General features: G+C 33.6%; 13 protein-coding genes. 6 read left to right on the top strand and 7 right to left on the bottom strand.

The window, feature by feature from the left end:
- The first annotated feature begins 83 nt into the window (after window positions 1-83).
- From B3D94_RS08765 to B3D94_RS08755, 3 genes are all read left to right on the top strand, one after another.
- On the top strand, window positions 84-1,205 hold the full coding sequence (locus tag B3D94_RS08765; RefSeq protein WP_069482242.1) for a hypothetical protein: 1,122 nt from the start codon (window positions 84-86) through the stop codon (window positions 1,203-1,205).
- Between the two features lie 168 nt (window positions 1,206-1,373).
- The gene (locus B3D94_RS08760) at window positions 1,374-2,870 is read left to right on the top strand and encodes a serine hydrolase domain-containing protein (RefSeq protein ID WP_069482243.1); all 1,497 of its coding nucleotides are present in this window, start codon (window positions 1,374-1,376) and stop codon (window positions 2,868-2,870) included.
- 113 nt (window positions 2,871-2,983) lie between these two features.
- On the top strand, window positions 2,984-3,463 hold the full coding sequence (locus B3D94_RS08755; protein ID WP_291756726.1) for a GyrI-like domain-containing protein: 480 nt from the start codon (window positions 2,984-2,986) through the stop codon (window positions 3,461-3,463).
- 413 nt (window positions 3,464-3,876) lie between these two features.
- Here B3D94_RS08755 and B3D94_RS08750 read toward each other — a convergent pair whose 3' ends face one another.
- Window positions 3,877-4,194 carry a hypothetical protein gene (locus B3D94_RS08750; RefSeq protein WP_069482246.1) on the bottom strand — a complete coding sequence of 106 codons (318 nt, stop codon included), beginning with the start codon at window positions 4,192-4,194 and terminating at the stop codon, window positions 3,877-3,879.
- A gap of 59 nt (window positions 4,195-4,253) precedes the next feature.
- Window positions 4,254-4,682 carry an NUDIX hydrolase gene (locus B3D94_RS08745; RefSeq protein WP_069482247.1) on the bottom strand — a complete coding sequence of 143 codons (429 nt, stop codon included), beginning with the start codon at window positions 4,680-4,682 and terminating at the stop codon, window positions 4,254-4,256.
- Between the two features lie 192 nt (window positions 4,683-4,874).
- On the opposite strand from B3D94_RS08745, the gene B3D94_RS08740 reads away from it, so the two are divergent.
- Window positions 4,875-5,339 (top strand): DinB family protein, encoded by a 465-nt coding sequence (locus B3D94_RS08740; RefSeq protein WP_291756723.1) that lies wholly within the window; start codon window positions 4,875-4,877, stop codon window positions 5,337-5,339.
- Window positions 5,340-5,483: 144 nt separating this feature from the next.
- On the opposite strand, the gene B3D94_RS08735 is transcribed toward B3D94_RS08740, so the two are convergent.
- Both B3D94_RS08735 and B3D94_RS08730 read right to left on the bottom strand, forming a co-directional pair.
- Entirely contained in the window at window positions 5,484-5,999 is a 516-nt protein-coding gene (locus B3D94_RS08735; protein ID WP_069482249.1) for a DinB family protein, read from the bottom strand.
- 311 nt (window positions 6,000-6,310) lie between these two features.
- On the bottom strand, window positions 6,311-8,263 hold the full coding sequence (locus B3D94_RS08730) for an LTA synthase family protein (protein ID WP_069482250.1): 1,953 nt from the start codon (window positions 8,261-8,263) through the stop codon (window positions 6,311-6,313).
- Window positions 8,264-9,065: 802 nt separating this feature from the next.
- On the opposite strand from B3D94_RS08730, the gene B3D94_RS08725 reads away from it, so the two are divergent.
- Window positions 9,066-9,557: a hypothetical protein gene (locus B3D94_RS08725; RefSeq protein WP_291756720.1), complete on the top strand. Its 492-nt coding sequence runs from the start codon at window positions 9,066-9,068 to the stop codon at window positions 9,555-9,557.
- A 17-nt stretch (window positions 9,558-9,574) separates the two neighbouring features.
- Complete coding sequence (locus B3D94_RS08720; RefSeq protein WP_291756717.1) at window positions 9,575-10,594, top strand: hypothetical protein; 1,020 nt, start codon at window positions 9,575-9,577, stop codon at window positions 10,592-10,594.
- Between the two features lie 360 nt (window positions 10,595-10,954).
- Here B3D94_RS08720 and B3D94_RS08715 read toward each other — a convergent pair whose 3' ends face one another.
- Genes B3D94_RS08715 through B3D94_RS08705 form a run of 3 tightly spaced genes read right to left on the bottom strand, consistent with a single transcriptional unit; the run spans window position 10,955 to window position 12,197 of the window.
- Window positions 10,955-11,179 carry a hypothetical protein gene (locus tag B3D94_RS08715; protein ID WP_069482253.1) on the bottom strand — a complete coding sequence of 75 codons (225 nt, stop codon included), beginning with the start codon at window positions 11,177-11,179 and terminating at the stop codon, window positions 10,955-10,957.
- On the bottom strand, window positions 11,176-11,550 hold the full coding sequence (locus tag B3D94_RS08710; protein ID WP_291756714.1) for a hypothetical protein: 375 nt from the start codon (window positions 11,548-11,550) through the stop codon (window positions 11,176-11,178). Before B3D94_RS08710 ends, B3D94_RS08715 begins: the two co-directional genes overlap by 4 nt.
- Window positions 11,551-11,582: 32 nt before the next feature.
- Complete coding sequence (locus B3D94_RS08705) at window positions 11,583-12,197, bottom strand: hypothetical protein (protein WP_291756712.1); 615 nt, start codon at window positions 12,195-12,197, stop codon at window positions 11,583-11,585.
- Window positions 12,198-12,278: the final 81 nt, after the last annotated feature.

The following is a 12,278-nucleotide window of genomic DNA, read 5'->3' as shown; positions in this document are numbered from 1 at the left end:
TTTAAAAAAAGATAAAACTTTTTCATTTGGTAAAACGTCTAATAATTGGTAACAGAAGTTAACCTAAAGGAGAATGGATAAAGATGAAAAAACCTTTTAAGAAAACTTGGATTTTAGCTTCCGCATTAACACTAGGAATGGCCGTAATGACCCCGCTTCAAGCTGGTGCAACATCAGTTGATACAACTAAACAAGTCACTATACAAGTAGAACAAAAGATAAAAGGTACCATTAAGTACTTTGATGGCGATGGCCTCTCTATTAAAGGAGCCGATGGCAAAAATTATTTTATTGGCTTACACAAATTCTCTGACAAGCAAATCGAACAATTAAAGCTAGTAGAAGGACAGGAAATCGCTGTTGAAGGAAGCATTGTAGAAGATTACTCAGATTTCTATACATTTGATGTGTATAAAAAAAGCTTACCTAAAGAAGTTACAAAAGAAGAGTTAGTTCAATTAGAAAAGCTCTTCACTGACATGAAAAAGGCAGAAAAAGAAGAGAATTATGAAGAAATGGACCGAGTTTATCAGGCTATGAATAAAATTACAAGACCTTATGAATTGGCAAATTGGCAGCCTGAGCCTTTTGAAGATTTTATTAATGAAGCTGCTTTTGCTGAGCAAAATATCGTCATCAAAAAACAAGATAAAGAACAGCTTAAAGCACTTTATGCTGACTGGGTAAAATTCACTAAAGAAGATAAATCAGATGAGGCACAAGAAAAAATAGATAAAATCTTTACTATTTTAGAGGCATACTTCCAAGAGCTATATCCTCCACTAACTTTTGAGCAGTATATGGCTGATATGGATTTAGACATAACAAAAGAGGATCTCGTAAAGTTAAAGGCGATCTATGAGGAAGCTCAAAAAGCAGATAAAGATAAAAACGAAGAGCTTTCCATCAAGCTATGGGATCAATTCTACGAAGTCATTAATTCATATTATAAGCCAATTTCCTTTGAAGAATATATGTCAGATATCGAATTTGACATTAGCGAATCAGATTACACAAAACTAAAACAGCTCTATGAGGAAGCAAATGCCTTAGATCAAAAAGGTGAAGATGAAAAGGCTGCTGCCCAATGGGAAGCCTTTTATAAAATTTTAGATCCATATTATTTGGAAAATAGAGACATTCTGATTTCGGCTTCGAAGTTAATCATTCACGGGAACGATTTACTTCCAGAGCAAACAAAATAATCTTATTAGGGCTCTCCTATTTACTATAGGAGTAGCCCTTTTCTCTTATATGACAAAATTGTCATGTACTCCATGGAATAGTCATGTTAATCGATAGTTTGACCATAAATTGCTTGTTATAGTAATCCTTGTTGTAACAAGCAATTTATATGTTAAGGAGAAATGAGCATGACACTATTTATTAAAAAATCTGTTGTGATTGCTGTAATGCTAGTATTTTGTACGATGCTACCACAATTCGCACACGCAATATCCGATGACAAAATCCGTAAAATTGAACACTTTATTGAGGAACAACAAGCCCTTAGTAAAATCCCTGGCCTTTCAGTAATTATTGTTGATAAGGGGGTAACCGTATATCAACAAGGCTTTGGGTATGCAGATACGAAGTCAAAGACACCCGTTACTTCAGATACTCTTTTTGAGCTAGGCTCCACATCTAAAGCCTTTACTGGCCTTGCCATTCTTCAATTGGAAAAAAAGGGAGTACTGAAACGTTCAGATGATATTCAAAAATATATCCCATGGTTAACATTAACCTATAATGGAAAAAAGGAAGTTATAACAATTCAGCAGTTACTGTCGCATACAAGTGGGATTCCTTCTAATTCCATTGTTAAAATTCCCGAAAGCACAGCCAAAAATGCCCTTGAACAAACGGTCAAAACATTACTAAATCAAACATTAAATCGAAAACCAGGAAGCTCTTTTGAGTATGCAACGATTAATTATGATGTGTTAGGACTAATCATTGAACAAGTATCCAAACTACCATATGATCAATACGTCAAACAAAAGATTTTAGAACCTATTGGTATGTATGAATCGTTTGTAGGAATTCATCAAGTAGAATCCCCTCATATGGCATTGGGTTATAAAATAGGGCTTATGAAAGAGCAACCTTTTACACCCCCTATCTACCGTGGAAATATCCCCGCTGGCTATGTGATCAGTAACGCAAATGATATTGCAAAATGGTTGAAATTACAGTTGGGCAATAGTGAAATTTATTCAATTGATGCTAACACCATTAAAGAATCACATATCCCTGACCACTCTGTAGAGCCTTTTGATACAAATACTTATTATGCTACCGGTTGGGCACTGGTTAAAAATGATAACAAGCCATACATTTATCATGCTGGAGAAAATCCGACTTTTACATCGTATTTCATTATGCAGCCTGATGAGCAAATAGGGGTTGCAATCTTAGCCAATATGAATACAAGCTCGACAACTGCTATCGGCCAAGGAATCATGGATTTGTGGGAAGGTAAAACGACGGCTCCCCAACATGCTAATAGCTATCAGAAGCTTGATAAAATCGTCACGATAATAAGTATCATGATAATAGGAATCTGTCTAATCCTTTGCTATCTTTTAATCAAAACTGCCACAAACATTTATAAAAAAAGACGCCAATTGACTAAGCTAACTTACAAGAGAATAATTCTATTAGTTTCCCATTCATTACTTGTTGCCATACTGATAACAGCAATTTTTATGGCACCAGAAGTATTACTTGGCGGTTTAAATTGGACCTTTATTAAGGTGTGGGCACCAACCTCTATATCGGTATTATTGTATAGCCTTATAATGGCTTGTATTCTATATTTAACATGGGGGATTATACTCATTATGACAAAAAGAAAAGTGCAAGATTAATTGTCTATGAAATGTTTGAGAGTATGTAGATAATCAGGATGCCACGAACCTTTTTGATTATGTACCAACAATATTATGCTAAGTTATTCTAAAACAGAAAGGTTAGTGAGCAAATGTTATTAATAGATGTTGAAAAGGTCCATAAACAAAAGATGAATTTCATAGGATTTTCTACTAAGGCCAGTCTAAACGAGGACATTCATTTTAACATTGTAAAAAATCTACGAGAACAAGTTTTAATTCAAATTCCTTACATAAAAAATAGGATCGAGGATAGCATTTTTCTTATCCAAGTATATGATGAAGAAGAATGGACACCTGACACTCCTTATACACATATTGTAGCAGTGGGAGTAAGTGATTTTTCATTTGTACCAAACGATATGATTACACATACCATTCCTAACGGTGAATTTTTAGTATTTAAGCACCAAGGACCTGAGGAAGGTATCGATAGTACCTATATGGCTATGAATGAGTGGTTAGAAGACAATAACTATGTAACCCCGCGACCATTTGATATCGAACAATGGGATGATCTAGCAGCTATGAACAATCATGATCATATTATTAAACTCTATATACCATTATAATCTCCTTAACCACATGGATTAAATAAATAGCCAGTTACTCGAATAATAGTGAGTAACTGGCTATTATAAAAAAATGAAACGCTACAAAAAATGAAACTAAATCAAATCTGGAACGTAAAATTATTTAATAAAAGTTATATGATTCGACTGAATTTTGGGAAACAGGGTTTGTTTTATGAATGAATGAATGGTGGCAAAGTAAGAGAAGAAAAAAGAGAAAAAGCAAAGAAAAGAAGAATTACTCCTTATTTGAATTATTTCTAGATGTGCTTTTTTGGATACCAGAACTGTTTTTATTCCCATTCAGATTAGTTTTTTGGTTGTTAAGAGGTGTAGGCAAATTAATTGCAGATGTATCTTAATGTCGTGAACCATGACCAATGAAAATTAATGCTGAACATTCATAGCGCTTGTTATTTCCCCCATGGCTGTTCACCATATCTTTTAAGCTTCACGACATCACCATCATTATTGATCAAACGATTGTAGACATAATTAATTTTATATTCATTGTACTTTTCTAATTGTATTTTTTCGTAAAGGTTCTTTGATAAAGTCAACTCTCGGTCATCAATTAACAAATAATATTGGCCGTTCTTTTCGATAATATTTTGTTCTTCAAGTAGATAGGTGCTTTCAACTTGCACATTATTAATAGAATAAATACCGGCTACAAGCAAACCTACAAATGCAAATAATAAGAACATCACAAAAAGCCTAGTTTTACTCAAGTTCTCACCCCATTAAGCTTAGCAATCATCCGATACTTACACAAGCCATTACGTAAAAGCTAGAGCAATTCAAATAATCCATCCGGAACTAATGTACATTTATTATTTGAGAAGTCACTAATGGGCTTCCACAGCAATTTGAAGCGTATGCCATTATCTTCTTGCCCCCAAAAAGAAGCTTTTTCATAAAAGGACATTTCAATAAATTCCGCTTCATAGACAAACACTATTTCATGCCTATTATCACCATTATATGTAAATATATTTTCGATTGTACCTACATGCTTTAAGTTAGTAATACTCGCTTTGATTTCTTCCAATATTTCTCGCCTCACCGCTTTCGAACTCGTCTCACCAAATTCAATTTTTCCGCCTATTGGTCGATAATAAAATGTCCCCTTTACTTCATCAAAGCCTTCACAGACAAGTATTACATCTTCTTTTCTAAATACACAAATAGCTTTTGCTATAATTTGCTCTTTCTTCACCTTATTCCTCCAATCTCTTTTCAAGCTGTGTCATAGGTACAATTCTTTATTATATCAATTTGCTCATCGTAAGCAAAAGTCTTTTATGCGAATGTTTTGTACAGATATAGCTCGTATTTATGTATTGTTTTCAGGCCAGTCATTAACATGATAAACTAGTAAGAAGTATACTAGGAAGGAGATGGAACGTGAATGATGGATGCTAAGACTATTTTATTAGATCAACTTCTAGCAAATGCAAATGATCGTAGCTGGTATATGTCATTTCATGAAGTAGTTGAAGGACTATCTGAGGAAGAAGCATTTTGGAAACCCGGTGAATCCAGTCATAGTATCGCTGAAATTGTCCAACATCTCATTTATTGGAATGAAACTTGGCAAATCAGATACAAGGAAAATCATGTCCAAGCCAGTCCACAAGTCAAAAGCAATGATGATACCTTTCTTCTTAGAGATGAGGTCACTTTCTTGGAGCTAAAGGATAAATTGTTAAAAACGCTACTTCAGTGGCAGGAACTTCTTGAAGAGGAGCAACTACTATCTGTTGTAAATGGTTATCCAGTGAAGGCCGAATGGTGGGCTATCATTTCTAATGCCGCCACTCATAATGCCTACCATATTGGACAATTAGCATATATTCGTAAGATGAAAAGATAGTATTTATTAGATCATATTTTGGCACCGATTATGTAAAGAAAACGGAACAAATTGCATAAAAATAAACCTCACCCTAAAGAGAGAGGTTTATCACGGGTCTATTCAACCATTCAAAGACAAATTGCCTCTCATCTGAGTGGCTTTTTATTTTGTGTCTGCTTGAAGTGCATCTACCGAATCCACGAATGCTGAAGAAAGACCTCGTCTAATTAAGTTTGCAGAAACTGGCTTTCTCCCAATCTCCCTAGCCCAAATTGATAATTGTCCTATATGGTGAATTTCATGTGCAATAGTATGGCGAATGATTTCACCCCATGTATGCGTCTCAATTGTTCCATCCTCTAATGGAAGATGAAGTAAACGCTCTTCCATACTAGCATCCCATTTGTTTACAAAACTTTCTACTTCTAAATGAAATTCAGCTGTTAATTTCCGAACTTTTTCAAGGCTTTTATAGTCATCAAAATTCTCCTGAAAATCCTCTTTACCTTGTAAAACGCGTATCCAACTCCACTCTACATCCACTATATGGAAGAGTGTATGTAGTATATTTCCCATACCACCTGTTCTATTTTCTAAAAGTTCTTCTTCACTCAACTCTTCACACCAACGGAACCAATCTTCTCTTACCATCCAATTATATTTAAACAATAATTGCAAAAGAATCCCCCCTCTTGAAAAAAATATAATAGCCCTTTACTACTTCTTCATATATGGATAGTTTTCCTCCATTTTCTCACAATTACTGCTAATACTCGTTAGTTTCATTAAATCACAGCATCTTTCCGGAAAAAGATAAACAGCCTTACAATCTTATAGCTGTAAGGTTTAACTTATTTATTTTGCCAAATGCTGAATCATCAGGCATAAAAAAACAGGTCAAGCTAACGGTAAGATATCATCCGAGCACTCAAACCTACTCTCCTAGATACCTTACTCATTTTCTTAACCTGCCTAGCAAAGGATAACCATTAATGCGATTCTACATCGTCTTCTTTGGAGTAATTAAATTGAGAAGGATCAACTGGCGTATAGCCTGTTGGCTTATAGAATCTCAATAAGTCACCATTCACGACTTTATCAGATAGTTGCAATTTAAGATCTACTTCATTCTTAATTGTTCTCGCAGATTCTAATTGACTATCATCTAGTGGTAAACCTGTTTCATTATCATAAAATTTTTCATTAACTGAATAGATTTTAGGGCTGACAAAATCGCCATTTCTAAATGGCACAATTTCATGATGCTCTTCTGACAATAGGTCAGATCCAAATTGAACAAATTGTTGCGAATCAATTCCAAGTAAATGTAATAACGTTGGAAGAAGGTCTGTTTGCCCACCATACGTATGGTTAGTACCACCCTCCATACCCGGAACATGTATAAATAATGGAACGCGTTGTAAATTAGCACTTTCATATGGTGTAATATCTTTTCCAATTACTTGGCTCATTGCAGCGTTATGATTATCTGAAATACCATAATGGTCGCCATAAAGAACAATCATCGAATGATCATATAAACCGGATTCTTTTAATTGATGGAAAACTTGTTCGATTGCTTCATCTGCATAACGAGCAGTTTGGAAATAATTATCAACACTTGCATCGCCAGTATTTGCTTTATCGATTGTTACTAAGTCTTGATTCATTTTATATGGATAGTGATTCCCAACCGTAATTAATTTTGTATAAAACGGTTGTGGTAAAGAACTTAAAAGACTTTGCGATTGTTCAAAGAACGGTTTATCTAATAATCCATATTCAGCCATGTCACCTGAAGTGCCCGTATTATAATAACTAGCATCATAGAACTTATCAAAACCAAAGGATTTATAAATCACATTTCTGTTCCAGAAGCTACCGTTATTACCATGGAATACAGCCGATGTATAACCATAATCTTTTAAAATACTAGGAGCTGCCTGGTACGTATTTTGGGCTTTTGTAATATAAGCAGAACCTTGTGGTAGCCCAAATAAAGAATTTTCTAGCATAAATTCTGCATCGGACGTTTTACCTTGTCCAGTTTGATGGAAGAAATTATCAAAATACAATGTATTTTTATCTTTTGCTAATGAATTTAAAAATGGTGTAACTTCTTCACCGTTTAATTTATAGTCGATAAGAAAGTTTTGGAATGATTCTAAATGTAAATAGATAACGTTCATTCCTTTTGCTTTACCAAAATAGTTAGCATTAGGCTTTGCATAGTTAGATTTAGTATAGTTAATCACTTCTGTAATATCACTACTATCCGCCAAAGCTCTTTGTGAAGATGCTTTCATCGTTTCTACTGAATCATAAATCGTATAGTTATACATTCCTAAATATTTCACAATATAGTTTCTATCAAAACCTCTTGTTAATAGCTGCGGACGATTAGCCTCAGCTAACCCTAAATTAAGGATTGAAATTGCTAATGCACATGTAATAATCGCCATTGCCTTTTTGTAGCCAAAACGATTAGTATCTTTTTGAATTCTTTTTGAGAATCGTAGGTAGAACATTACGAATACATCAACAAAGAACAAGATATCATATGGTTTTAATAAAGAAAGAACACTACCACCTAAATCACCAAAGTTCTGCGTTTGAGAAAGTGTTGGCAATGTAATGAAATCACTAAAAAATCGGTAATAAACAATATTAGCATACAAAAGAATAGACATCAGTGTGTACACTACTACAAGTGATGTATATTTTCGTTTTCCTCTAAAGATAAATGAAAATCCTAGAAATAGCATTGCTGAACCAAGTGGATTTAATAGTAAAAGGAACTGTTGAATAACTCCTTCTACGCCTAGGTCAAATTGTGTTTGTTGAGAGATATATGTTTTAATCCATAACATTAAAACAGCTACTACATATATTCCAAAAAAGTTGTTCAATAGGTCGTCTTTTTTACTTAATAAATTTCTCATTTCTTGCACCTACCTTTTACTTATTGAATGTAAATCTTGATGTATATTAATTAAGATTATAAGTATTCCATTAAATTTAAAATAATGTTACGTCACGATAGCTTTTTTCGCGACCAATGTATAGTACTCCCCATTTAGACTTCTGTCAAGTTGTTAGGTATCGCAATAGACAATTCGTATAATCATTACTAATTAACACAAATGTTGTCATAAAAATATCCGGTAAATGTTAGTTTTTTAACTAGCATTTACCGGATATTTTAAGTAGTGATTTTATCTTTTCTATTTCCGTTAAGTTCACCCATTTTTAATGAACATACTTTTATTCGATAACATTCATTTTATATATTATTTTATAATTGGTCACCTCTTGGGCCGAATACTCCAACGGAGAACCCGCCTGTTTAGGTTTTATAAACTGGCCTCAATCTCCTGAATTCCAGATTGTTATATTCATTAAAAACCTCCTAAAAAACTAAAAATAAGTAACCATTTCTTTCGACAACAAGTATAGGAAGAAGTGTATGTAATTACTTCCGATTCCACCAGTTCAGTTTTGAATAAGTTCCTTACTATTTATAACAACGAATACTTCAAAAAAATTACCAATTTTATATTTTTTTACTTCAGTTTCTATTAAAACTACTGTGTTTATTTAGGTTAGATTTATAAATTATAATACAATTGAAATATTATGTTTATTTTACTTATATTTACATATACGTTATTGTTTAATTAGGTTTTATAGTTTTAAAGGTTGTAGGTTTTATAAGCAAAAAATCAAAGTGTGAAAAAAGAAAGGATGATTCGTATGAAGAAGAAAAAATTTATAAGCAAGATAGCCCCTATCGTGGTAGTTGCTGGAATTATGTTTTCTAGCATTCCGGCATTTGCCACAGAATTGTCAGAGCCAATTACTCCAGTAGAATTACCAGAATCAATTACTATGGATGGTAAAGTGTTTATAATGGATAAGTCTGCAGGTGGTGGAAGTGGTAATGTAACATCTGACAACAAAAGTATGAGTATCACGAGAAGTTCTTATAAAGTTACGGGCAGTGATGTTCGATTGTATGTTGATTCTTCACATGGACATGGCGGTGACCATTTTTCATCTGGCTGGGTAGATGCAACTGCGCCAAGATTCACTGCACGTGCAGAAGTTTGGTCAAATGGTCGACTGAACACTACTGGTAATAATCAATTGAATAGTGGGATTAGAGCAAATGCAACTTCTTTTCTAGCTACTGGCCTTGTTCCAAATGCTACACCTCGCATTTTCTATAATTGGTAATGAAGATAAAAAACTTATTGTTACGCTTTATAAGGCTTATTTATACAATTGTCGGAATTATGTTTCTCGTCGTGCTGACTGCATGTAGTGCAACAGATGATGTAAGTGTACCAGATGTACAGCAACCTCAAACCGAAACCGTTGAACCAGAAAAATCACAAACAACGGAACCAAAGCCAGAGTCGTTTGACGGTTACGAGGATTACATAGATTACATCTCCGATATACCTGAATTTGAACCGTACTATAAAACCGTTTTTGCTTTTGAAGAACTTTCAGATGGCATCAAATCTGTGCCGATTGAAGAAGTAAAGGCTATGTATGATGAAATGAAAACAGCTTTTAATTATGTTCTTGTAAATGAATATCCCTTAGTTTATAGAGGAAATTATGAGGGCGAAACAAGTTTTGTGGATGGATATGAAGAGTATCAAGCTGCTGGCAACGATAAGGTTATTTCTAACCCAGTTAATGTTGTTTCGCTTGATCAGGAAGGTAATGAGTTTTTGACAACACCTTTAAAAACGATTTTATTAGGTGAAGACACTTTTAATCACTTCGATAATAGTATTGATGTAGGTAGAAACCTTAAAAAGTCTGATTTTACACTTGAGGCACCAAACAAACCCATTAGTGTTGTGTTGGGAAATGCGTATAAGGATATTTATAAAATTGGCGATATATTTTCCTTGGAATTAATTTCTGAAGTAATGGATTTTCAAGTCGTTGGTATTTATAAGTCTGGTGTTGGTTTTTCAATGAACGTTGGTGCCCTACAAGATGTGAACTTGGATCATACCATCGTTATGCCTCATTTTATACCTGATTACAAACCTGTTGGAGAAGCAGCTGTTTTTCAACATGCTTATCATATTGGTGAATTGCTATCGGGCTATATTCGTATTCCAGAGTCAGTCGAGAAAATAAACGAAGATACTTATGAGCATACAATGGACATGATTGATGAGGTAGCGCAACGGAATAATATTTCCGGTCTCTATAAAATGCCATATTGGCCAGTGGGGTTTGTTTGGTAAGACCGCGAAATTTGCTATCCGTATAAATCTTAAAACTTATTAGAGATCTACTAATAATTTCAGTAAAAAGTGCTCCTCCCATTAAATGGTTTGGTTGTAGCAAACCATTTTCTACTAAAAGAGAGGAGTATTTTTTATTCTTTTTTTCCTTGGCTTTAGAAATAAAAAAGTCTAGCATGGCATAATTAAACAGCTTAGAAGGCTGTGGTAATGTTCATCATTATAACAGCCCTGTACATTGCTTTTCTAGCTGGCTCAAAAAATCTTTGATTTAGTTTTTTGTTATAGTGATTGCTATGATCTCACCTCTTTTTGATACAATAAAAAGCACCCAAATATGAGTGCTTAATAAGTTAAAATTTATCTAATTATTTGTTCATACGTTTTCCCTTTTACTGTTAATATTGCTTTTAATGGTTTCCCATCCTTTTCTACTTGTTCTGGTACAGAAGCAATAAAATGTAGTGTACCAGTTTTAAGGGGTTCGATCGATGTAATATTGGTAAATGTGAAATCTGCTCCACCTTGATCTTCTATTGTTGAGAAAGTTGTGTATTCATATTTTCCATCATAAATAATTCTCACATCCACAAATCCATCAGATGATGACCTGTTGTTAGTAAACCTTTTACAAATATAATAGTTTCTAAATACACTTCCCCTTCCTCTTCATTTTGGTAATATGTATACACGGAACTCGGATTGGGTGATGAAATTTGTTTACCGAAATCATTGTTGTTAATTGTGATTTCTGCGTAATTATCAACTACTAATGTGTTACCTTTAGTAATCGTCAGAACGTCCTCTACCTCGGTTTCATTTTCTTCATTATTTTCAGTTGATCTAACTTCTTCTTCAGCACTTTTTCCATCAGATTCTTTTGGATCGTTATCTGAATTACTGTTGTTATCGCTTTGACCACAAGCTACCAATAATAATAACCCTAGCTTTTTCATGAAAATCCCTTCTATATTTTAGGAGCTCTAACTTACTTGTTGTCATTTTCATTTAAAGCTTCTGGATAAACCATAGTATCAAATACTTCTCCATTTGATTCATCTTTAAAATTTATTGTGACTTTATAATCTTTCACGTCAGCACCATTAAATAATTGGTAGTACATACCTGCTAAAGCTAGCCCAAAAGACGCTATTGCATCGAAACTACCTTCAAACTTTTCTTTATTTACTGTGAGTGTAAACTCAGAAAATGATTTGTTATAAGCCACATCATTTATAGAAGCAAAATCTTCGCTAGTTTTTAGCTCTTCTACACTTTTTACAATTCCTTCTTTTAAATCCTTCATCATTTCTTTGTGCTGTGATTTTGACATTTTATAAGTTAAAGAACCATCATCATTTTTAGTAACTTCCTTAATTCCACTATTTTTTGCCTCAGAAATAATAGAATCTATATCTTGCCCCTCGTATAATGTAGCTGGTATTGTAACTTCAACATTTATAAGACCTTTATCAACTTTTAATGGTTCTTCGGATGCTTTATCAGCACCATCTGTTTTCTTACCACTATCATCACCGTTGCTACAAGCTATTAATAAAATACTTAGTAGCAATGTAAGTAGTAAAATAAGCAATTTTTTCATTTGTTCAATCTCCCTTCCCCACAAATATACATGGATATCAAAGGAATTTCTATTACCATTTTCTCTAAAAAAACTAAAATT

Source organism: Lysinibacillus sp. UBA5990, from assembly GCF_002429815.1.
Taxonomy (GTDB): Bacteria; Bacillota; Bacilli; order Bacillales_A; family Planococcaceae; genus Lysinibacillus; species Lysinibacillus fusiformis.
The sequence above is the reverse complement of the archived record's forward strand: the minus strand, read 5'-3'. Positions and strand labels throughout refer to the sequence as shown.

Coding starts and splice junctions, on each gene's coding strand:
- B3D94_RS08765 (WP_069482242.1), top strand. CDS start 84: ATGAAAAAACCTTTTAAGAAAACTTGGATTTTAGCTTCCGCATTAACA.
- B3D94_RS08760 (WP_069482243.1), top strand. CDS start 1,374: ATGACACTATTTATTAAAAAATCTGTTGTGATTGCTGTAATGCTAGTA.
- B3D94_RS08755 (WP_291756726.1), top strand. CDS start 2,984: ATGTTATTAATAGATGTTGAAAAGGTCCATAAACAAAAGATGAATTTC.
- B3D94_RS08740 (WP_291756723.1), top strand. CDS start 4,875: ATGATGGATGCTAAGACTATTTTATTAGATCAACTTCTAGCAAATGCA.
- B3D94_RS08730 (WP_069482250.1), bottom strand. CDS start 8,263: ATGAGAAATTTATTAAGTAAAAAAGACGACCTATTGAACAACTTTTTT.
- B3D94_RS08725 (WP_291756720.1), top strand. CDS start 9,066: ATGATTCGTATGAAGAAGAAAAAATTTATAAGCAAGATAGCCCCTATC.
- B3D94_RS08710 (WP_291756714.1), bottom strand. CDS start 11,550: ATGAAAAAGCTAGGGTTATTATTATTGGTAGCTTGTGGTCAAAGCGAT.
- B3D94_RS08705 (WP_291756712.1), bottom strand. CDS start 12,197: ATGAAAAAATTGCTTATTTTACTACTTACATTGCTACTAAGTATTTTA.